Source organism: Paraglaciecola sp. G1-13 (assembly GCF_055809255.1).
Genome location: NZ_CM147903.1, coordinates 4,650,476 through 4,672,399, shown reverse-complemented (window position 1 = coordinate 4,672,399; position 21,924 = coordinate 4,650,476). Strand labels below are relative to the sequence as shown.

At 44.3% G+C, this 21,924-nt stretch carries 17 protein-coding genes; 12 read left to right on the top strand and 5 right to left on the bottom strand.

All coding sequences use genetic code 11. The features are described 5' to 3' along the window. Position 1 precedes the first annotated feature (1 nt). A complete protein-coding gene (locus tag AC0L6N_RS19845) occupies positions 2-2,452 on the bottom strand; it encodes a M1 family metallopeptidase (RefSeq protein ID WP_473477124.1) in 2,451 nt (816 codons plus the stop codon). A 301-nt stretch (positions 2,453-2,753) separates the two neighbouring features. On the opposite strand from AC0L6N_RS19845, the gene proB reads away from it, so the two are divergent. The 6 genes from proB (at position 2,754) to AC0L6N_RS19815 (ending at position 11,271) form a co-directional block, all read left to right on the top strand. Then, on the top strand, positions 2,754-3,851 hold the full coding sequence (proB, locus tag AC0L6N_RS19840; protein WP_473477122.1) for a glutamate 5-kinase: 1,098 nt from the start codon (positions 2,754-2,756) through the stop codon (positions 3,849-3,851). A gap of 48 nt (positions 3,852-3,899) precedes the next feature. Then, entirely contained in the window at positions 3,900-5,150 is a 1,251-nt protein-coding gene (locus tag AC0L6N_RS19835; protein ID WP_011576951.1) for a glutamate-5-semialdehyde dehydrogenase, read from the top strand. A gap of 488 nt (positions 5,151-5,638) precedes the next feature. Continuing rightward, the gene (locus tag AC0L6N_RS19830; protein ID WP_041714152.1) at positions 5,639-6,931 is read left to right on the top strand and encodes an NAD(P)/FAD-dependent oxidoreductase; all 1,293 of its coding nucleotides are present in this window, start codon (positions 5,639-5,641) and stop codon (positions 6,929-6,931) included. A 242-nt stretch (positions 6,932-7,173) separates the two neighbouring features. Further along, on the top strand, positions 7,174-8,583 hold the full coding sequence (locus AC0L6N_RS19825; protein ID WP_473477119.1) for a nidogen-like domain-containing protein: 1,410 nt from the start codon (positions 7,174-7,176) through the stop codon (positions 8,581-8,583). 63 nt (positions 8,584-8,646) lie between these two features. Continuing rightward, positions 8,647-9,135: an invasion associated locus B family protein gene (locus AC0L6N_RS19820; protein WP_473477116.1), complete on the top strand. Its 489-nt coding sequence runs from the start codon at positions 8,647-8,649 to the stop codon at positions 9,133-9,135. 240 nt (positions 9,136-9,375) lie between these two features. Then, positions 9,376-11,271, top strand: coding sequence for a hypothetical protein (locus AC0L6N_RS19815; RefSeq protein ID WP_473477114.1), 1,896 nt, complete (start codon positions 9,376-9,378; stop codon positions 11,269-11,271). Positions 11,272-11,300: 29 nt separating this feature from the next. On the opposite strand, the gene AC0L6N_RS19810 is transcribed toward AC0L6N_RS19815, so the two are convergent. After that, a complete protein-coding gene (locus tag AC0L6N_RS19810; RefSeq protein ID WP_473477112.1) occupies positions 11,301-12,764 on the bottom strand; it encodes a M20 family peptidase in 1,464 nt (487 codons plus the stop codon). 73 nt (positions 12,765-12,837) lie between these two features. Here AC0L6N_RS19810 and AC0L6N_RS19805 point away from each other — a divergent pair, with 73 nt between their 5' ends. The 5 genes from AC0L6N_RS19805 to AC0L6N_RS19785 all read left to right on the top strand — a co-directional run bounded on the left by AC0L6N_RS19805 (position 12,838) and on the right by AC0L6N_RS19785 (position 17,118). Continuing rightward, positions 12,838-13,734, top strand: coding sequence for a DMT family transporter (locus tag AC0L6N_RS19805; RefSeq protein ID WP_473477109.1), 897 nt, complete (start codon positions 12,838-12,840; stop codon positions 13,732-13,734). Beyond that, entirely contained in the window at positions 13,731-14,321 is a 591-nt protein-coding gene (can, locus tag AC0L6N_RS19800) for a carbonate dehydratase (RefSeq protein WP_473477107.1), read from the top strand. The genes AC0L6N_RS19805 and can overlap by 4 nt, the downstream gene beginning before the upstream one ends. Further along, a complete protein-coding gene (locus AC0L6N_RS19795) occupies positions 14,321-14,860 on the top strand; it encodes a histidine phosphatase family protein (RefSeq protein ID WP_473477105.1) in 540 nt (179 codons plus the stop codon). Before can ends, AC0L6N_RS19795 begins: the two co-directional genes overlap by 1 nt. Positions 14,861-15,031: 171 nt before the next feature. Next, complete coding sequence (locus tag AC0L6N_RS19790; protein ID WP_473477103.1) at positions 15,032-16,264, top strand: multidrug effflux MFS transporter; 1,233 nt, start codon at positions 15,032-15,034, stop codon at positions 16,262-16,264. A 206-nt stretch (positions 16,265-16,470) separates the two neighbouring features. After that, complete coding sequence (locus AC0L6N_RS19785) at positions 16,471-17,118, top strand: YiaD family glycine zipper/OmpA-like lipoprotein (protein WP_006994964.1); 648 nt, start codon at positions 16,471-16,473, stop codon at positions 17,116-17,118. 156 nt (positions 17,119-17,274) lie between these two features. On the opposite strand, the gene AC0L6N_RS19780 is transcribed toward AC0L6N_RS19785, so the two are convergent. Both AC0L6N_RS19780 and ilvC read right to left on the bottom strand, forming a co-directional pair. After that, positions 17,275-17,607: a hypothetical protein gene (locus AC0L6N_RS19780; protein WP_011576940.1), complete on the bottom strand. Its 333-nt coding sequence runs from the start codon at positions 17,605-17,607 to the stop codon at positions 17,275-17,277. A gap of 555 nt (positions 17,608-18,162) precedes the next feature. Beyond that, positions 18,163-19,647, bottom strand: a complete 1,485-nt coding sequence (gene ilvC, locus AC0L6N_RS19775) for a ketol-acid reductoisomerase (protein WP_473477101.1) — start codon at positions 19,645-19,647, stop codon at positions 18,163-18,165. Positions 19,648-19,791: 144 nt separating this feature from the next. Between ilvC and ilvY the strand changes: the two genes are divergently transcribed. After that, positions 19,792-20,646: an HTH-type transcriptional activator IlvY gene (ilvY, locus tag AC0L6N_RS19770; RefSeq protein WP_006994967.1), complete on the top strand. Its 855-nt coding sequence runs from the start codon at positions 19,792-19,794 to the stop codon at positions 20,644-20,646. Here the strand turns inward: ilvY and AC0L6N_RS19765 are convergent. Beyond that, complete coding sequence (locus tag AC0L6N_RS19765; protein ID WP_473477098.1) at positions 20,643-21,779, bottom strand: PepSY-associated TM helix domain-containing protein; 1,137 nt, start codon at positions 21,777-21,779, stop codon at positions 20,643-20,645. The two genes, ilvY and AC0L6N_RS19765, sit on opposite strands and share 4 nt — an antisense overlap. Between the last annotated feature and the right edge of the window lie 145 nt (positions 21,780-21,924).

Genomic DNA, 21,924 nt, shown 5'->3' with positions numbered 1-21,924 from the left:
ACTAGTCGTCATTCTCGTCTTCGTCATCGCTTTTAAGCTCAGTTTTGATGTCTTGCATGATATCGCGAGACACTTTTTTGGTACTCTTCTTCGCTTTGTACGCTTCGATACGTGAAGGAATAATCTTACGAGGGTAATCATTATTGCTTACATCAACGTCAGCGGTTTCCCAACGCGGATCGACTGAAACGCTAACCAATTCTTTGTCCTTGTCAGTCACGATCAATTTGCTCACCGCTTTAGGGGTACGACGCCAGATTTCAGCTGGGATATATTGATTCTCCTTGCTGCCATCGGCAAAGGTAAGCTCAAGAATGATTGGCATGACTAAGCCACCTTTGTTTGAGAAATCAAGCACGTAATAGTTTTTGTCTTCTTTGACGGCACGATCAAATGCTGTGCGTTCCCAAGGCTCAAGGTCTTTTAGGAATTTGTTGTATTTATTACGTTCTTTGTTGGTCACTGTGAAGCGATCATTCTCGTCATAGAAGTCGGTAATGTCAGAGAATCTGTCAACCCAAAGCTCTTTACCTTCGGCTTTATTACGCTCGTCGGTCAAAGACAGAGGCTTATCTAACTCTTCTTGGCGCTGACGATCAAAATCGATGTCTGGATTTTTGGTATCTAAACGCAGTTTAGAGATCTTATCCAAGGAGATATCAACGTGATCTGTGGTGTAAAACCATCCACGCCAGAACCAATCTAAATCAACACCACTGGCTTCTTCCATGGTGCGAAAAAAGTCTGACGGTGTTGGGCGCTTAAACATCCAGCGTTGGGCGTATTCTTTAAAAGCAAAATCAAATAGCTCACGGCCAAGAATAGTTTCACGCAATATATTAAGGGCCACGGCTGGTTTGGTATACGCGTTAGGGCCAAGGTGCAATACGCTATCAGATTGGGTCATCACAGGCACCTGAGATGAAGATTTCATGTAACCTACTACATCACGCGGTTCCACACCCCAAGGAATTGTTGGATCCCATTCGCGACCAGCAACGCCATCTAAAAAGCTGTTTAACCCTTCATCCATCCAAGACCATTGACGCTCATCTGAGTTAACAATCATTGGGAAGTAGTTATGTCCTACTTCGTGAATAACGACACCGATCAAGAAGCGCTTTTCAGCCTGAGAATAGGTACGGCTGCCGTCGTCCTGTAATTCAGTACGCGGGCCGTTAAATGAAATCATGGGGTATTCCATACCACCGACAGGACCATTGACCGACTGCGCCGTCGGGTAGGGATAATCAAATGAAAAGCGAGAGTACACATCTAATGTATGCACTACTGATTCAGTCGAATATTTCTTCCATAAATCGCCGCCTTCTTTAGGATAAAAAGACATCGCCATGACTAATGACTGCTCTGAACCTTTTTGTGGATGACCTTTGGCATCCCACATGAACTTACGTGACGATGCCCATGCGAAGTCGCGTACGTTTTGAGCACTGAATTTCCAGGTTTTTTCTTTACTGGTACCGGCCTTTTCATTTTCCAATGCTTCATCAGCGGTTACGACAAACACAGGACGTTTTGCGGTTTCAGCTTCTTTCAAACGTTTACGCTGAGTTGAAGTAAGTACTTGCTTAGGATTTTGTAGCACACCTGTAGAGCTTACGATGTGATCCGCTGGAACGGTCATTTCAACATCATAATCACCAAATTCGAGAGTGAATTCACCGCGGCCAATAAACTCTTTGTTGGTCCATGCTTCATAGTCGGTATAAGCATGTAAACGTGGGAACCACTGGGCAAGTAAGAAGATATCATTGCCGCCATCACGTTCGTCATCAGGGAAGTGCTCATAACCAGAACGAGCCGATACGGCATCTTCTTCCACTATGTTGTAGGCAAAATCAATCGCAAAATCGACAGACTTTCCAGGCGCTAAAGGCTGTGCCAAATCGATACGCATGTTCGTGCCGACAATAACGTGGTGCAGCTTAGAACCAGTAGAATCAACGACTTTTTGGATGTCGTAGCCAAGTTCATGATCGGCCACGAATTGGTCTCGTCGCAATGCGGCTAAGCTCAATTGTGCAGGCTTACTGCTGGTCGCGCCTTGAGTAGCAGGACCACGAGCGCCTATACCACCAAAGGTGGTCGTCATAGCTGACATGGAGTCATTTCTAAATTTATTTTGATCTAACTGCAGCCACAAATATCTTAACGTGTCAGGCGAGTTATTTTTATAAGTAATGCTTTCACTGGCTTCTAAACGACGCTTTTCCTCGTTTAAATGCACTTTAATTTTGTAGTCTACAGCTTGCTGCCAATATTGATGCCCCGGTTGCCCAGCGGCGTTTCGGTATACATTTGGCGTAGGAAGTGACTCATCTAACTGGCGGAACTTATCTTTAAAGTCGCCTTTGGTTTGTTCGATAGCGGCATTCGCAGCACTGATCGATAACAGCGAAATTAACGCTGTAGTGACTATTTTATTAAACATTTGATTCCCTGATTTTGTATTTCGAGCTGCATTGAATTCGTTATTATTTTCCAACACGAAGGTGATAATATAACAAAAAAATCAGCAAATCTTGAACACGTGAACAATCGCGCACAATAACATTGTAAGCAAATTGTACACATAAGCTGACTTTTACCTTCAAATTGTGAGATTGGTATTTTAGCGGGTTTATCTGATAAATATAATTTCTTCCTAAAAGACCATAGCTTATAACGACTAATGCTTGTTTCTAGGCGGGTTTGTCGTACTCTAAAGGCATATTAACTCGGTAGGATTTCTCATGTCACAACTCTCGTGGCAACGGGCCGTTATCAAAGTCGGTAGTGCCCTTATCGCCCCTGACGGCAAAGCGTGTAGTAGTAAATACTTGTTACCCATAGCGCAATTTATTGTGACCAGCCGCGCTCAGGGGAAAGAGGTGATTTTAGTCTCTTCAGGTAGTGTTGCAGCTGGACGCGGTAAAATTGGCTATAAACATCACCCATCGATCGCTGAAAAGCAGGCGATGGCTGCGATTGGGCAAACGCATATGATGGCGAATTGGGCGCGTTTATTTGATTTCGACTGCGCACAAATCTTGCTGACGTCTGATGATCTGCATAATCGCACGCGCTACGTCAATATCAAAAACACGTTACGAGAACTGCTGCGTAACAATGCGCTACCAATCGTGAATGAAAACGACACGGTTGCTATTAATGAATTAAAAGTAGGCGACAATGATAACTTAGCGGCTTATACCGCGTTAGTTGCCCAAGCTGATACTTTGATTATTTGTTCTGATATTGATGGCTTGTATGAAGCAGACCCAAGGCAAAACCCACTTGCCAAGTTCATTCCGACGGTACATGAGATTGATCAAAGTATTCATGACTTAGCCGGTGGAGCCGGTACAAGTGTGGGTACTGGAGGCATGCGCACCAAAATTCAGGCCGCCGAGAAGTGTGCTAAAAGTGGGATCCAAACGTTAATCGTCAACGGCCGCAATCCAGATGTGTTTGAGCAACTTGCTCAAGGGCAGCAGCCGGGAACGTTATTCTTGCCCATGAAAAACCAAGACGGTGCTCGTAATCAGTGGTTACGGCATACGTTGCGCTCAAAAGGTACGTTAGTCATTGATGAGGGTGCTCAGAAGGCGCTGATCCATAAAGGCGCTTCGCTGCTTCCTTCAGGTATTACCAGTGTCTTAGGGGCGTTTAAACCCGGTGAAGCGGTTGATATTCGGTTCAAAGACCAGATAATAGGGAAAGGCCTTTCCCTATATGGCAATAGTGAGTTGCAGCAAATAAAGGGGCAACGAAGCGATAGAATCGAACCTATTCTGGGTTATTCATCGGGTGAGGTTGCCATTCATCGTGACGATTTGGTTTTACTCTAGCTATCGCGGTTCAACGAAGTTTGTTATCAATTTAAAAGGTGTTTAAGAATGGAATTTTCAATCGCTCAAGCGGCCAAAGCGGCACGTATTGCCTCGCGTCAGGTAGCTAAACTGTCTGCCACTCAAAAAGAAACACTGCTAAAAGACATCGCAGAGCGGATGTTGGGCCAAACTGAAACCATTATTGTAGCCAATGAAAAGGATTTAGCAGCAGGGCGAGATAACAATTTGGACGATGCCATGCTTGATCGTTTATTACTGACGCCGCAGCGCATCCAAGGTATTGCAAATGCGGTTTTTGATATCGCAGCGCAAGCAGACCCCGTGGGCAGTATTGACCATATGCAACAAATGCCGAGCGGCATCCAAGTAGGGCGAATGCGTATTCCCTTAGGCGTGATCGCTATGATTTACGAGTCTCGCCCGAATGTGACTATTGATGCCGCAGCGTTATGCTTAAAAGCCGGTAACGCCGTTGTATTACGCGGCGGAAAAGAAGCCCTACATTCGAACTTGGCGCTTGCCGCGTGTATCAGTTACGCCTTAGAGAAGCACGAAATTGACCCCGCTGCAGTGGTTGTTGTGCCAAATCCTGACCGCGCAGTCATGAATGAACTGATGACCCTTAACGAAGATATTGATTTGATTATTCCACGGGGTGGTGAAGGTCTGATTAGATTTGTAAGCGAAAATAGCAGAATACCTGTGATTCAGCATTACAAGGGCGTGTGTCATTTATATGTGGATGATGCCGCTGATGAAAATAAGGCACTCAACCTACTAAAGAACGGCAAAACTCAGCGCACAGGCGTATGTAACTCACTTGAGACCTTGTTAGTGCATCAAGATATCGCTCCAACGTTTATGCCGAAGGTGAAAGCGTTATTTAACGAGCATAAGGTTAAGGTTCATGGCTGTGAGCGAAGCCTACAATATTTCGATAATGCATCTCTTGCTACACAAGATGATTGGCATGCTGAGTACTTAGCGATGGAAATCGCAGTGCGTATAGTAGATGATTTTGATACTGCGATTGAGCATATTGAAACATACAGTTCAGGGCATACAGAGGTGATTGCCACACAAGACTTCAGCCGAGCACAGCAGTTTATTCGTACTTTGAATTCAGCCGTGGTGATGGCTAACGCCTCGTCGCGTTTCTCGGATGGCGGCGAATTAGGCTTAGGCGCAGAAATTGGTATATCGACAAGTAAATTACACGCTTACGGACCAATGGGCGCTGAGTCGCTAACCACTCAAAAATTTATTGTGTTGGGTGATGGTGAAGTACGCGGGTAGCTATTTCAATAGCCTATTAGATTAGCGCTTTTTATAAATATGATCAGGGCTCACAACTCGGGCCCTGCTTCACTTGGAGTTTACTGTGTACAAAGTGTTAGCGCCGCTGCTGCTTACTTTTTTTCGAGTCAGGCTATCTGTGAATGATAAGGGCGCTGTTTGGGCCGTTATCACTAAGCGCACCAACATTTTCCGGCCGATATACGCTCTGAGCGCCATCATTTCGTCTTCGATGAACAGTTATTTTTTCGCCATACAGCAAAGAGTTAGTGTGTACTTGCTTACCTCTTCTCTGTTCATTTTTGATACCCTTTATTCATTTAAAATCAGATGTTTAATCACAACTGATGATTCTGTATCTTTCCTTAGCCAATTCTTCGCTGCTTGTTCCACCAGCTGCTTATTCCAATCTTCTGCGCTGTTTTTCATGTCTTCAGCCCATGGCAAGGTTAAACCCTATTCTATCGCAACTTTAAAAGGTAATTTTTATGAAACGAATAGTCGTTGTAGGCGGCGGGGCGGGTGGTCTTGAGTTAGTTGCTCAACTAAGCCGCTATTGTCGTAAGCACGCAGCTGTGGAGCTGGTCTTGGTCGATAAGGTCAGAACACATGTTTGGAAGCCACTTTTACACGAAGTGGCGGCTGGCATTATCGATAAAAACTCCGATGGAGTGGATTATCGCATTCATGCTAGTCGTCTTAAATATGAATTTCAGCAAGGCACATTGAAAGGTATCGATGAGCAAAATAAATCGATAGCGCTGGACGCACTTTATGATGAAGAAGGCCAGCTGATCCTGCCTGAGCGCAGTATTGAGTACGACATACTCGTATTAGCGGTTGGAAGTGTGAGTAATGACTTTGGTACGCCAGGCGTGAAAGAGCACAGCTATTTCTTGGATTCTTTAGAGCAAGCTGAGCGTTTTCATCGTGCGTTGCTCAACCAAATGCTGAAGGTCAACCAGCCCAATACTCAACAATCGATGCTACGAGTATCGATTGTCGGAGCTGGCGCAACGGGTACTGAGTTAGCAGCACAATTACATCATGTTGCAAATTTATCCCGGGCTTATGGTATGCCTGCCATGTCGGCCCAACGCCTAGAGATCTCGATCATTGAAGCGGGCCCCAGAATATTGCCAGCACTGCCGGAGCGCATCGCCTATGCAGCCAAAAACGCGTTACAAAAAATTGGCGTAAAGCTGTATGAAGATACAAAAGTGACAAGGGCTGAGAAAAATGGATTTGTCACTGCTGATGACGAACTCATCGAAGCAGATTTAATGGTATGGGCAGCAGGTGTTAAAGCGCCTAATCTGATTAAAGAGCTCGATATGTTTGAAACCAATCGCGCGCAACAAATTTTGGTCGATCCGCAGTTAAGGGCTAAAAACCACCAAGACATATACGTGCTAGGTGACTGCTGTGCGTTTCAGCAAGAAGACGGTACTTGGGTACCCCCTCGAGCGCAATCTGCTCATCAAATGGCATCGACAGTGTACAAAAATATAGTTAATCAACTCCAAGGTAAGGAGTTTGAAAACTATCAATACAGTGATTATGGTTCGCTTGTTCACTTGAGTAAGTACAGCACAGTAGGCAGCTTAATGGGTAACCTGTCTAACAGCAGCATGTTTGTGGAAGGTAAGCTAGCGCGCTTGGTGTACACCTCACTCTACAGTATGCACCAGTTCGCAGTACATGGATGGTTAAAAGCAACCTTAACCATGCTGAGTCGCAGAGTGAGCAAATTTGTTGGGCCAAAACTGAAATTACATTAACCGTCAATGAGTTACTAAAGCCAAGCACTTGTCTTGGCTTTTTCTGTTACCTAAATCCTGCTCAAAGAGTATTTAATTAACCTCACACTTTACGAAAACTGTCAAATAATTTTACATTTCGAATCTACTAACTCTCGCTATTTTCGATAACTATTTGTTTTTTATAATTTTTTACCTTGTGGTCTAGTAATTGCTATCGCGCATCCCTGAATGATTTCGGTGTAAACAAAAGGATGTAATAAATGTTTGATTTCAAGAAGTTAGTAAAGGCCGTTGCCCTCAGTGGTGTTATGGCAACCAGTATTTCTTCTCTCTCGGCAAACGCAAGTGTGTTACTGGAAGGTTGGGAGGGTGCAGGTGAGTCAGGTTTTGGCCAAATAGCACTAGAAAAAAATGATGATGGATCAAGTGGTGAAATTTTCTTCAACGATTATGAAGGCTTAGGTTTTGACTCGGGCGTTAACTTTTTCGGGCGTAGTCACAACTCTTTCTACGTAAACAATAACGGCAATATTAGCTTTAATGGTGCTGTTGGTCAGTTCACACCAGACCCATTCCCCAACACTTTGATTGGAGATGATGACTTTGACGGCGGTGGCGATTGTGGTGTCGATTGTATTGATATGCCTCAAGCGCAAACTAATCCAGCATTTATCACAACCGAAAATGATGATATTCCAATGCCCGCTGATTTAAATACGATTGCTATGATCGCTCCTTTCTGGGCTGATGTAGACACAGGCTGTGACGACTGTGGTGACGTGTTTATTGGCTCGCCTAATGCTGAAACTATGGTTATCACTTGGGATGGTGTAGGTTTTTACCCTTCAGATAGCTCGCTAACGAATACCTTTCAATTAGTCCTAATTGACCGTGCTGACACCGGTGCTGGCAACTTCGATGTGGAGTTCCGTTATGAAGACATTAACTGGACTACTGGCGGTGCTTCAGACGGTGAGAACGGCCTTGGTGGTACACCTGCTCAAGCGGGTTATGATGCTGGTGATGGCGTAAACTTCTTCACTCTTCCAGGTTCACGCACTGGTGAAGTCGTAAACTTAGATACAGCTGACAGCAACACAGGTACGGCAGGTATTTGGAAATTTGCCATTCGTGACGGTGAATTACCGGGTGACAACGCTGAAAACCCGCTTATTCCAGTAATTAATCCTGAAACACCAACTGACTACAACTTTGAATTCGTTATTATCGAGCCTGAAACACCGATTTTTATCGACCCAGATGTAGCGGTTGGTTATGACTATATCGTCAATAGCGGCCCCAGCATTACCTCGGTTATGTTACCTACTGGTTTTGGCGATGATGTTTATGACCTTTGGTTGTGGGATGCCGCCTTGATGGATTGGTACGATACTGGGGAAGATTTGCTTGGAGGTGTAACGTTTGACTTCACCACCGCGGTTGACCGTTTCCGTATTCTTGGTATTGAGACTTCAGAAATGGTAGATCCAACGGATCCCAATGCATTTGTAACCGCATTGACCTTTGATGCAGCTGGTACAATTAACATGAACCAAAATGCAATTACCGAATTTGTTGACGACCCTCAGGCGGTATCTGCACCTGCTGGGCTTGGTATCTTCGCGTTATCTTTGTTGGTATTCTTACGCGCAAGAAAGCGTCGCGCTTAAGACTTTATCGATTGAAAAGAGGAGCGATGGCTCCTCTTTTTTTTGCCTAAACGGAGTTGTGTAATGCGTTTTATTTTTGCTTTTTTTATTCTTGGCATAAGCATTTCTAGTGCGGTACAAGCACAGAGTAAGCAGAATTTTGGTTCGTGGAGTTTACTGTGTGGCGAGCACGGAAATTGTTCTGTTAGTCAGTTGGTGGCGATGGATCCTGAGGGAACGAAGGTCTTGCTGGGTGCCAACATAAATTTCTCTATGTCGAACAGCTTTCCCGTTTTAATGCTGCGTATGCCGCCAAATTTGAATAAAAGCAGCGGCGTTGGCATTAAGATTGATGATAACAACGCTATTCAAGTTGCCTTGTCTCAGTGCACATCTGTGGCATGTCAAAGCGTGATTAAAATCGATAAAACTTTGTTTGCGGAAATGCGTGGTGGTCAAGTCGCAAAAATCGCATTCGCGTTAGAAAAAAGTAAGCAACTGACCTTACCTTTGTCACTTGAAGGGTTTGCAGACGCATATGCAGCTTTACTTGCTACGCGCAAAGCATCTTAATTTCTAATATTCGAGGTGGTTGTGTTCTATGCCCACCTCATGTGAACCATCTCAAATTAAGCACCTCATTCTTTCAACTGAGTCTCAATTATATTGTCGCTGCGATTAGACTCTCGTATTAGCGCCCGGCACCCGTCTTTATTAGTCTTAATGAAACTAAGACTTGTATCGACAGTCAATAGTCTTTAAGTTTCTGAAAAATAGTACAAAAACTACGAACATTTAAAAGGATGTATTGCAATGGCATATGATTTTGGTACCAATACCTTAGGGATCAGTAACCCATTTAAACCTGAAGGTTTGGCTAAGGCGGTCAGTGGTGTGGCGATTGTCGTACTTGGGGTCATTGCGCTTTTAGGCGTGGCAGAAGACTTAAAGACAGACATGGTGTTGGCTTGGGTGAATGCATTACTGGGTTTAGCGCTTCTTACCTTGGGCTTGCGGCATGCCGGTATAGGTTTGTTTCAACTGTTTAAGTATTTTGTTGGGCGCTCCGTGCCTACTTCTCTTGCTTACAATCATAATTCGAGTGAAAAGCAAAACGCCCAGCGTGAACGCTTGCAAACGGCCTATGACGCACAAGAATTAGAATCCATGTTAATGGGGCGAAAAAATGCCACCTTTACTGAGCCAGAAGGCTGGATTGCGCGCCTTATTCATACCCTATTGCCTCGCTTAATATTTAGCCCCTACCCGATCCGTAATTTTGTACAGGAGTTGGGCGGTTTAGTGTGTGCTACCATCGTTGGGTTGATCGCATTTGGCGCGGCTTACTTTGTATCGGCATCTGGCTTAGTGGGTAATGCGGGTGTCATTATTACCCCTATTCTATCTGTATTGTTGCTAGTGTATTTGATTGCCCAGTGGCGAGGCACATCGCATTCACTAGCCGCGCCGAACATGCGCAAGTTACAAGCGAAGACGGCTGCCAGCCTAGCGAAATTGCTCGTGTTTGCCATAGTGGTGCCGATTGCCATCGGTTTTGCTTACAACCAATTGGATGGCAGCACAGCTCAGAATGTTCAGCAGGTACTAGCCGATGTTGTAGCGTTCGATGCATGGTGGAACTTATTGCTACTGATCGTACTCGTCTTGGCTGTTATCGCTTTGTCCTGGGTCATGATACGTGAGCGTTTAGCGCTGGCAAACCCGAGCACAGAAGTAAGTGAATTTCGTGAAAATTTACAAGAGTCGGTGCATCCGAACGAAATATTTATCAATATTGAAAACATCGTTTTAGCTAATCGTCGCTATAAAGAAATTCCCAATCGCATGTATCAAGAATTTGATCCTAAGCTACAAGAGCAAAGCCAAGGCAAGGGCAGTTTTAAGGGAAAATTGCTTATTGAAACGCAGCCAGAGTACAGTCAGTTAACCTTTAGCGAGAAGTTTAAAGCGTTTCGCCTTCTGGCAACGGTTGCCGCGCAAGTCATGATATTTGTCGGCGCTTTGTTATTCTTTTTTACTGTGCAAGATGGATATCAGTTGTATCAATTTATGGCTCAGCAGCTAATGAACATGGACGGCTTAAGCCAAGCTCGGGTTGACGTAATTTTGCAAGCATTTGGCTTGCAGCTAAGCGGATTTCTGGTTCTGCTGTTTAGTTGGTTAACCGTCTCTGCAGGGGCGACTATTTTGGCCAGAGGCACACATTTATTTTGGTCTGAAATGCAATTCAGTAGCCTGCTAATGTGGATGAAAACGGAGGGGACATTTACCGAAAGTAAGGTCTCTACTGGCATGTCTATTCATGATTCAACCCGCTCTGAAAATGTCGTGGTACGCAGCTCCATTACACCTTGGATCATTACCTCTCGCGTCATGACATCAACCTTTGCTACTACGGGTACTAAAAACTTGGAAATGCCACGTTATGTCATGCAAATGGACAAGAACAATCAAGAGCTACAAGGCATTGTTGGGGAAATTACCCAGTTTTTACGCAAGCGTGAAGCCATTGCTTCGATCACCAATGAGCAAGATTTATCCAGCGCTGAAAATATCTATCGGGTGAACGAAGCAAGCCGAGCGAAGCCTGAGCGATTAGAGGGTGAGACAAGCGAAGCGGAAAAACGCAAGCTTGAGGAGCAAGCGGCCGGTAAACTGCGCCAAGACGACCCTAACGAGTCGTCTTAAATTACACATGGTTTAACAGGATAAGCAGGTTAGCCTTGTGCCGCCTGCTCAACCATTGCGTAATAAAATTGAATCGCTTGGATATAATCTTTAACCAAAATTTGCTCATTTACTCCGTGAAAACGTTTCATGGTTTTCGGGTTAAGGCGCACCATCATAAATCGATATACATTGTCCGATAGTCCATAAAAATTAGAGGCATCCGTTCCGCCTTGGACTAAATACGGCGCGACAAGCAGGTTTTGATCTAAGCGACGAATAGTTTGCTCAATCAATTTATAACCGTAGCTTTCGGTGGACGATACCGGTGATGCTTCATTAGTCATAAAGGCCTCAATGTTGACTCTGGGGTCGTCTATGGCGCGAGTGATATGTTGCGTGACGCTGTCTATGGTGTCGCCGGGTAAAATTCTAAAGTTCACCACTGCTTGTGCTTCAGTAGGCAAAATATTCGACTTAGAGCTGCCTTTGAGCATAGTGACCGCCGTAGTGGTGCGAATACTCGCAGCTGAACTGGGGCTTTTTAGCATCATACTTTCAACTGCTGGCGAAAACAGCCACAAGTTAGACATAGGCAATCGAGTGGCTAAATCGGTCGCGAAACCTATGTGCTTGAAGGTATCTTGAATAAAGCGCATGTCTGTAGCAAATGGGGCTGCTTCTACTTTTACAATAGCTTGGGCGAGAATACCGGCAGCGGTATGTTCAGGAGGTTGTGAAGAATGCCCTCCTGGCGCGTTAACCGTCAAACGTAAATTAACGAAGCCTTTCTCCGCAATACCAATAACGGCAACAGGCTCGGTCACACCGGGCAGCATATCTTGGGTGACTACGCCGCCTTCATCTAGTACAAATTCGAACTCGACATTTTGTGTCGCTAGAAAGTCAGCAATTTTGCGCGCGCCATCTTTTCCGCCGGCTTCTTCATCGTGACCAAATGCATAGTAAATGCTGCGTTTAGGCTGAATATTCTGTTCAAGCAGCATCTCCATTGACTCCATCAGGGCTACCACACTGATTTTGTCGTCTATTGTGCCTCGGCCCCAAATGGTGCCGTCAACCACCTTGCCACTAAATGGTGCTTGCTCCCATTGGTTTGCTGTTGCCTCGTCGACCGGTACTACATCCATATGGCCCATAAATAGCGCAGGTTTCAGGCTTGGGTCACTGCCCTTTAGGTGGTAAAGCAAACTGAAATCATTGATGACTGTAAGTTCAGCGTGTTGATTAACCCGTGGGAAATTCTCTTTTAGATAATCTTGAAAGGCAATGAACGCGTCTTGGTCAAATTGACTGCGATCGTCAAAGGAAATAGTAGGGATTTGAATCGCTTTGCTGAACCGAGATAACACGGCTTGCTCATCAACAGTGACTGGAATCATAGGCGTATCGACTACGTACTGTTTATTCTCAAAAAAGCTGCTAGCGCGGTAAAATAAAACGCCACACAGTACCAATAGTAAAACCGCAAAACTTATTATTATTTTTTTCATATTGCGCCACTTATTGTCCGTTTAAAGTTAGAATCGCCAGCCAGTATAACGCTATCTGATTCAGGGGATCTAGTTGTCAAATTCAATCTTGTTTTCAACAGTTGCTTTGATATGGGGTACAACGTGGATCGCAATTACCTTTCAATTAGGTGAAATTAACCCTGTTTTGTCTGTGGCTATTCGGTTTACTTTAGCTGCCGCTATTTTAGGGTGTTACTGCGTAATAAAAGGCCTTTCGCTGCGCCTACCCCTTCACTTACATATCAAGATGGCTTCTGCAGGACTGTGCTTGTATGGCTTAGAATATAGTTTGCTGTATTTGAGCCAGCAATACATTATTAGCGCGCTGGTGGCTTTGATGAGTTCGGGCATGATTTACATTAATGTGGTTTTGCGAAGAGTCATCCTTAAAAAGCCGATACGCATGGAAGTGGTCATTGGAGCGGCATTTGGCATGTTAGGCATGGGCTTTATTTTTTATCCTGAGTTTTCTCAGGTGCAGGCTGATACGGTACTCGCTTTAGGAATTGCGTTAGCTTTGGCTTCATTTTTATTCGCCGGGTTTGGCAATGTAATATCGGAGCGTATTCTTGATTATGGTACGCCTGTTATCCAAATGAATTTTTGGGCAATGAGTTATGGTGCTTTGGGTATTTATACCTTTGCTCTGTTAAGCGGCGCAACATGGACATTGCCAAGTCATTGGCAGTATTACGCGGCATTGACCTACTTAACGCTTTTCGGCTCAGTCATAGCTTTTGGCGCATATATGAAACTGATTCGGCGAATGGGTTCTGACAAAACTGCTTATGTAGCGCTGGTGTACCCTATAGTGGCCTTGGTTGTTTCCACTCTATTTGAAGGGTATCAATGGTATTTCGCTTCTGTGCTTGGGGTACTGTTTGTCATTTTGGGTAATGCTATCGCTATGGGTAAGTTACCGATAAAACGTTTCAGCGAGGGTGTATGAGCGATATAAAACAGCTACTTGAGAACAACAAAATTTGGTCACAAGGCATGAAAGAAGCTGACCCAGACTTTTTCGACAAGCTTTCTAAGCGTCAAACGCCTGAGTATCTTTGGATTGGCTGTTCCGACAGTCGCGTGCCAGCTAATCAGCTTTTGGGCTTGGTGCCTGGAGATATCTTCGTTCACCGCAATGTGGCGAATTTGGTGGTGCACACCGACTTCAATTGTTTGTCGGTTCTGCAATACGCAATTGAAGTACTTAACGTAAAGCATGTCATTGTGTGTGGCCATTATGGCTGCGGTGGGATTGACGCTGCACTACGAGACCAACAATTGGGGCTAATTGATAACTGGCTTGGGCACATAAAAGATATCGCGACAGTCTATAAAGAAGAGCTAACAACACTTTCAGACGAGCAGCGTTCGGCGAGATTGTGTGAACTAAATGTCATCGAGCAAGCTAATAATATTCGTCGCAGCAATATTTTCAAAGACGCACAAACCCGAGGGCAAAAAATACGCATTCATAGTTGGATATACAGCCTCAGAAATGGCCGAATTAAAGATTTAGCGAAGCAAGGATCGTGATGATCAAAACAGACAAATTCCTACGTTTGGGACTAGCATTATTTATTGCATTGGTTCTGAGCATGGCAGTAAATGCAACGGTCAATGCAAGTTTTGCGGCAAGCGGCCTAGTTGAGAGCCAATCACTACAGCGTTGGTATTTTGTGCGTCATTTTGAAAAGAAAACCGGTGCTGATCCCACATTAACTGACATAGGGTATAGGCGGGCAGCCGCATTGGCCGAGTATTTTCGTTATGTGCCATTAACCTCGGTGTATTCAACGAATTATAAGCGCACCATGCAAACTGCAACGCAAAGTGCACAGCAACAAGGTTTACTGATTAATTCATATGATCCTAGCCATCCCAAGGAATTGATAGAGCGGATTGCACAACAAAGCAGTGTGCTGGTGGTTGGGCACAGCAATACTGTACCAGACTTAATTCGCGCAATGGGCGGTAAGGCAGATGATTTATCAGAGAAGGATTATGGGCGTCTGTTTATTGTGACAAAAGCAGGTGGTCGTACTAGCACGCAAAGCATCATTATTCCTTATTAGATTTTTCGTTTTATGGCGCAGATATATCAGCACAACATGTGTAATGAAGGTCAACACCCTCTGAATTTGTTCACTATTTCTTACCTTAATTTTCCATCAAAGCAGATAAAACATTCAAGTCACACTTCAGTCGATGATAGAATTATCATTTAGTCTAACAAAGGAATTCTCATGGCCAACGCCCGCTTTACTACTGATGCTAAGGTTAAACCTGCCCTAGGGTTAGTTGAATTTGTGGCTCTGATGGCGTTGATGACTTCTTTGGTGGCTTTAAGCATTGATGCCATGTTGCCGGCGTTGAATCAAATCGCTTTAGATTTGGTGATTACTGACCCACAAGATACGCACCTAATCGTTTCGCTATTTTTCATTGGCATGGCATTTGGCCAATTATATTTCGGCCCTGTGTCGGACGCAAAGGGACGCCGCTTTACCATCATTACCGGGCTGATTATTTTTGGTTTGGGTACGGTTGTGTGTATGTTCGCTGAGTCTTTGACCGTGCTCTTAGTGGGCCGAGTAATACAAGCTTTTGGTGTGTCTGGACCTCGGATCGCGGCTTTAGCCGTTATACGAGATCAGTATAAAGGCGAAGCGATGGCCCGGGTGATGTCTTTTATCATGATGGTGTTTATTTTGGTACCCATGCTCGCGCCCAGCTTTGGCCAAGCTATTTTATTTTGGTTTTCTTGGCAGCATATATTCTCATCTTTTTTAGTGATCGGTCTTCTTACTGGTATTTGGTATTTTAGTCGCCAGCCCGAAACATTGCCTAAAGATAAACGCGTTCCCTTTAGCTGGAAGCAACTCTCAATTTCTAGTCGCTATATCTTGGGCAATAAAATGGTGATGTTTTATACCTTGGCAATGGGGTTCGTGTTTGGGAGTTTTCTGGCGTACATCAGTGCCTCTCAAACCGTTTTTCAGGTGATTTATGATACAGGCGAGCTTTTTCCTCTGTATTTTGCTTTGCTGGCTTTCTCTATCGGCTTTGCTTCATTTATTAACGGTACGTTAGTCATGCGCTTAGGCATGCGTAAATTGTGTACCTGGGCTGTCTTTGGTTGGTTAGGTTTTACCACTTTGCTACTTGTAATGTGCCTAATATATCAAGGCCTTCCGCCACTATATGGCTTAGTCAGCATCTTATTTGCCGCGTTCTTTTGCATTGGTATTTTATTTGGAAACCTCAACTCTATGGCAATGCAACCTCTGGGGGATACCGCGGGCCTTGGGGCAGCGATAATAGGGTCGTTAAGTAGCATGGTATCAGTTCCTGTCGCGGTATTTGTGGGTAGCTTTATAGATAGGACAATGACCCCTATCGCCGTCGGGTTCGTAGCTTTCGGGGTTATCACCTCTTTGTTTTTCTGGTTTGCTGAACGCCCCCAAAGCAACACTTAGTTTCACCCAACTAATAGTCAGTCAATCAATCAATTTAAACCCCAGGTGCGAAAGATGATACGCGGGGGTTACATTGGAACAGTTCCTGCTTTCTCTCAATCATTCATATATCGTTCAGCTATAAGTTGGATAATTCACACTATAAATTTTGCCTTGCGAAGTGCAGTTGCAAAGTTAGGTCAAAGACGTTTTATAAGGAGTGTCAGATGTACAAGAAACTAGTTATTGGTGTAGCGCTATCGGGCCTAGTATTAAGTGGTTGCGCGTCGAATTCTATGGGCGGCGCATCGAATACACAAAAGGGTGCAGGCATCGGCGCCATCGTAGGTGCATTAATTGGTAAAGGCACTGGTGACAACGATAAGAGCCGTTATGTATGGGGGGCAGCGGTAGGTGCACTAGCAGGTTCAGCCATTGGTAATTACATGGATAAGCAAGAGGAGGAGTTCCGTGAGGAGCTTGCCGACAGCGGTGTAGAAGTGTACAGAGAAGGTGATACTTTACGTCTATACATGCCTGGCAGCATCACATTCAGTTCTGGAAATGCCAGCGTTGACAGTAGCTTTTATCCTGTACTTAAGGATGTTGCTTTGGTGATAAACAAGTATGAAAAAACTACATTGATGGTAGAAGGGCATACTGATAATACCGGCGCAGATGACATGAACCAGCGTTTATCTGAGGCACGAGCAAACAGCGTTAAAAATTATTTAGTCCAAAACGGTGTTGATAACAGACGCGTTTCTACCTTGGGCATGGGCGAGTACACTCCTATCGCAGATAATGCTACTCAAGCTGGTCGTCAGAAAAATCGTCGGGTAGAGCTGAAAATTATTCCTATGAGTAAGAATTAAGTCGTAGTCAGTTTTGAGGGAGTAATGGTAAAGAAGGGAGTCGTTAAAAGCAGTGGGGCGCAATGCAACGTGCCTCATTGTTATCCTTAACAATGAAAGCAATACGTCGATAATACGATTTTAAGATTTTCTGAAGTGGTGGGTAGTTCTGAAGGTTTACTTAACTAAACGAATAGCGGGACGCTGAATTTTAGCCGGTTCTATCTCAATTACTTTTGAGCTACGAACCCCGTTTTTCATCCGGTCATAAGATACATATTTCATATCTAATGATTCGCAGAACTTGTAAATGGTTAAGAAGTCGCTCTTAGAAAGTTCTTCATTGTCTTTGGTAAGCTGTGTATCAATGTACATCTGCTCGCCATTTGCTGTAAGCATCGCTACAGCTGAATAGGGATCGCCATGGTTGGCTACTTTGAGTGCTCTAACCATTTTTACTTCAAATACCCAATCGCCCATTTTAGTCATTCTAGTGATTCTTTCGCTCATTGGATTTCCTGTTGTGTTAGTGGGTACATACTTAGGGAGTTCGGGATCATCCTATAAGCAATACGTGGGCCATGTTGCTGATCGCGCTATGTAAGGGATGTCGGCAATAAGTCATCGTTTAATGTTTCTTTTTTGCTACAGTGCTATTCGATAAGTGCCGAAATTGTTAAAAAGTTGTACTCATTTGGCATGGTTAAATTTTTGACCTTTGATTTATAAGATAAAAATGCTCCCGAATGGGTGTATGTATTCGGTAACACTCTTTTTATTTTATTTAAGGATTGGGACATAGTTTGAGACAAAATCAGTTATTGAAAACTCTTCTTGGAAAGTTCAACTAGTCATGTCGGGTAAAATAATTGGTCGCACATAAGTAACAGATCCTAGCAATAAACTGAATTTGATCCTGCATTTCCACCCTTTTAAGAATTTGTTTTAACGTGAGTTTTAGAAAATCACCCATAAAAAAGCCCAGCCAAATTGGCTGGGCAAAGAGGGCTTTTTACAGCACCTAACGACAGAAATCGTTCAATTTACTATTCGTTACTAGAAGGGTTACACCGCTTCAACTATGGCTTTCATGTCAGTCATGTAACCACGTAGTGTATCGCCTACACTTTCAACGCCATGCTCACGAATGGCTTTGTTAACGGCTACAAGTGTTTTATTGTCAACGCTATTGCTAGCTGCAGCGAAAGGCTTACCAATTAACTCTGTACCAATGCTTGGCATTAATTTATCAGCCAATAAAGGAATGGCCGCGTTAGCGAACAGGTAGTTGCCATATTCTGCAGTATCAGAGATAACTACATTCATTTCGTACAAGCGCTTACGGGCGATCGTGTTAGAAATGAGCGGCGTTTCATGCAATGACTCGTAGTAAGCAGACTCAGGTAAAATGCCCGCTTCAACCATAACGTCGAATGCTAACTCAACACCCGCTTTGATCATGGCCACAATGAATACACCGTTATCGAAGAATTCTTGCTCATCGATTTTACCATTGTATTCAGGCGCATTTTCAAAACCTGTTTGGCCTGTTTCTTCACGCCACTTCAATAAGTTAGCGTCACCATTGGCCCAATCTTCCATCATAGTACGCGAAAATTCACCGCTGATGATATCGTCCTGATGCTTACCAAATAGTGGCTTTAACATGTCTTTAAGTTGCTCAGATAAATCAAATGCCTTGATTTTAGCTGGGTTCGATAGGCGATCCATCATGTTGGTCACGCCACCGATTTTAAGTGCTTCGGTGATGGCTTCTAGGCCAAACTGAATCAACGCTCCGGCATAAGCGGGGTCGATGCCGTCAGCCACCATTTTCTCGTAACCAAGAACGGCCGCAGCTTGTTGCATACCACAAAGGATCGTTTGCTCGCCCATTAAGTCAGACTTAACTTCGGCTACGAATGAAGACTCAAGTACGCCTGCACGATCGCCGCCTGTTGCGCTTGCGAGTGCTTTAGCGATATCCCAACCTTGTTGCTGAGGATCGTTTTCAGGGTGAACCGCAATTAATGTCGGAACACCGAATCCACGCTTGTATTCTTCACGTACTTCAGTGCCTGGGCATTTTGGTGCACACATCACGACTGTGATGTCTGAACGAATTTGTTGGCCTTCTTCAACGATGTTAAAACCGTGAGAGTAACCTAATGAAGCACCTTCTTTCATAAGAGGCATAATAGCTTCAACTACGCTTGAATGCTGTTTATCAGGCGTTAGGTTGTAAACCAAATCAGCACTTGGAATAAGCTCTTTGTACGTACCAACAGTAAAACCATTACCGCTTGCACGTTGGAATGAATCGCGTTTTTCATCGATAGCGGCTTGACGAAGCGCATAAGCAACATCCAAACCAGAATCTCGCATGTTAAGGCCTTGGTTTAAACCTTGAGCGCCACAACCTACGATGACTATTTTTTTGCCTTTAAGGAAATTACAGCCTTCTGAAAATTCGCTGCGCTGCATGAATCGGCAACGACCAATTTGGTCAAGTTGCTGACGTAAAGATAATGTATTGAAATAATTTGCCATTTTTTTATAAATCCTAGTAAGTGCAACAAGTCAGTGACGATCTCGTGTGATTGAGAGAATAGGGTATTTCATCTATTGAATAAAATGATATATTTGCAACTTAATATTTCATATTCTGCAATAACGTTTTTGTGAAGGAGTAAGATGGACATTCGAAGCTTGGAATTATTCCAACATTTAGCCAGTAGCTTGCACTTCAGCAAAACTGCTGAAGCGTTGTTTGTCAGTCCCTCTACCCTTAGTCGTGTCATTCAACGCCTTGAAGATGACTGTGGCACACCACTGTTTGTGCGGGACAATCGAAAAGTAAAGCTCACCGCCGCTGGAGCAAAACTATTGCGCTTTTCACAGCAAACCTTGTCTGAATGGAAGAAAGTCAAATGGGAGCTGCAACAAGATCACGAGCAAATTCAAGGCGAATTAAGTTTGTTTTGTTCAGTGACGGCCAGTCAAAGCCATTTGCCAAAATTACTTGATAGCTTTCGTCATCAATATCCCCAAGTAGAGATAAAGTTAAACACCGGCGACCCAGCTCTATCTGCTAGTAAGGTGATGAAACAAGAAGTGGATGCAGCCATTGCCATTCATACCCCTGACTTCCCTCCTGACTTGACGTTCTTACCCCTTGGCGAGGTGCCTTTACTGCTTATCGCACCCAAAGAAACCCAGCTAACCCGTTTGAGCCAAGTGGATTGGCGCGAACATTCTGTCATTCTGCCTGACTCGGGACCATCAAAACGAATTGTGCACCACTGGTTTGCTGAGCAAGGTATTCGACCGCGAGTGTACGCAACGGTAGCGGGTAATGAAGCGATTGTAAGCATGGTAGCGCTGGGTTGCGGCTTGGGCATTGTGCCTGAAATAGTGTTAGACAATTCCACCATAAGTCAGCGTGTAAACCGTATTCGGTTGGATGACATTGAGCCTTACCAAATTGGTTTGTGTTGCATCAGTAAGCGGCAAAGTGAGCCTGCTATTCAGGCGCTATTTAACTGCTAACGAAGGGATTGCGTTTTCAAAGTTGAAGACCCTTTTTTGCTCGTGCGCAATCGCCAGCGAGTGAAGCCTAAGCTAAATAAAGCGAATACAATTGAGCCACAAATTACCCACAAAATCCGAAGTGCTAAGCCCCCTACACTGCCGTTGTGCAAAGCATGCAACCAACCTTTTATGCTATTTGCAGGGCCATGCTTCCACGCAGAATATGTACTAATGATCTGCCCTGAGTGGGCATCCACGTATACAAATGTATTGGGGAAGCGATGAGATGGATCTTCAGGTATTTGGAAGCGAAACGTATAGAATTGTTGAGCACTTAAATTGTTGTCGGGGGTTTGGATCCATGCCAGACGTGATTGCTGTAGGTCAGCGCCATTTTGAGCAATGTTTGCCTGTCTCGCTGCATTAATTGCATCAGAAATCGGCACAGTATGCTGTATTGTCGTATTCGCAACACCGCTTAGTTTAGAGGCTGTTTGCACTGGCGAAAACAGCAGCCCCAGGACCTTATTTGTTTCTTGTGGCAGGGATAGCATCACGCCAGTGGCAACAAGCAGTAACAAGGGAACGACACTCGCGAGTCCCAGTATTTTGTGCCAATCGTAAAGCAAACCGATACGTGAGCGGCGTCGTTTAAATGTAAACGCCCTATGCCACTGGCCTTGCTTCGGCCACCATGAAACTAATCCGCTCACTAGCAAGAATAATGTCGCTAGACCTATGTAGCCTATGACGAAAGTGCCTATTTCACCAAAGAGCAACGTGTAGTGTAAATTGTATAGCCAAGTGGCCAAATAGTGCCCCCAATAGTCTTCGCGAAGCACTGATAGGCCGTCACTGCTTAACCACACCATTAGGGGGGCAAACCCTTCACTACGAGTCTCTACGGGGTTGTAATAACGAGCTGATATTGCGCTTTTGCTGTCACTCACCTCAATTCGCCAAGGGCCTTTTTTATTCGGATACGTTTTATTGAGTGTATGTAATGCGCTGTCCCAACTGCTATCTGTGGCCAGTTGCGAACGTTCGAGTTCTGGGTGTAGCCAAGTATCTATCTCAACATAAAATACTAACACCGCCCCTGAGAGGCATATTATTGTCAGTAATACGCCGAGACTTAAGCCCAACCACAAGTGGAGCCTTCTGGTGTATTTGCGAAATGAAAATGAATGCAATGTGAGCCTTGATGCGCCAGGTGATTTTTTAGCTAATACCAATTCCAATAAATTATTGCTAGGTGGCTAATTATTTAATGGAGTGGGTAGATTAAGGACTGTT

Bases quoted from the DNA above. Each gene is read 5' to 3' on its own strand.
- AC0L6N_RS19845 (WP_473477124.1), bottom strand. From the start codon at position 2,452: ATGTTTAATAAAATAGTCACTACAGCGTTAATTTCGCTGTTATCGATC.
- proB (WP_473477122.1), top strand. From the start codon at position 2,754: ATGTCACAACTCTCGTGGCAACGGGCCGTTATCAAAGTCGGTAGTGCC.
- AC0L6N_RS19835 (WP_011576951.1), top strand. From the start codon at position 3,900: ATGGAATTTTCAATCGCTCAAGCGGCCAAAGCGGCACGTATTGCCTCG.
- AC0L6N_RS19830 (WP_041714152.1), top strand. From the start codon at position 5,639: ATGAAACGAATAGTCGTTGTAGGCGGCGGGGCGGGTGGTCTTGAGTTA.
- AC0L6N_RS19825 (WP_473477119.1), top strand. From the start codon at position 7,174: ATGTTTGATTTCAAGAAGTTAGTAAAGGCCGTTGCCCTCAGTGGTGTT.
- AC0L6N_RS19820 (WP_473477116.1), top strand. From the start codon at position 8,647: ATGCGTTTTATTTTTGCTTTTTTTATTCTTGGCATAAGCATTTCTAGT.
- AC0L6N_RS19815 (WP_473477114.1), top strand. From the start codon at position 9,376: ATGGCATATGATTTTGGTACCAATACCTTAGGGATCAGTAACCCATTT.
- AC0L6N_RS19810 (WP_473477112.1), bottom strand. From the start codon at position 12,764: ATGAAAAAAATAATAATAAGTTTTGCGGTTTTACTATTGGTACTGTGT.
- can (WP_473477107.1), top strand. From the start codon at position 13,731: ATGAGCGATATAAAACAGCTACTTGAGAACAACAAAATTTGGTCACAA.
- AC0L6N_RS19795 (WP_473477105.1), top strand. From the start codon at position 14,321: ATGATCAAAACAGACAAATTCCTACGTTTGGGACTAGCATTATTTATT.
- AC0L6N_RS19790 (WP_473477103.1), top strand. From the start codon at position 15,032: ATGGCCAACGCCCGCTTTACTACTGATGCTAAGGTTAAACCTGCCCTA.
- AC0L6N_RS19785 (WP_006994964.1), top strand. From the start codon at position 16,471: ATGTACAAGAAACTAGTTATTGGTGTAGCGCTATCGGGCCTAGTATTA.
- AC0L6N_RS19780 (WP_011576940.1), bottom strand. From the start codon at position 17,607: ATGAGCGAAAGAATCACTAGAATGACTAAAATGGGCGATTGGGTATTT.
- ilvC (WP_473477101.1), bottom strand. From the start codon at position 19,647: ATGGCAAATTATTTCAATACATTATCTTTACGTCAGCAACTTGACCAA.
- ilvY (WP_006994967.1), top strand. From the start codon at position 19,792: ATGGACATTCGAAGCTTGGAATTATTCCAACATTTAGCCAGTAGCTTG.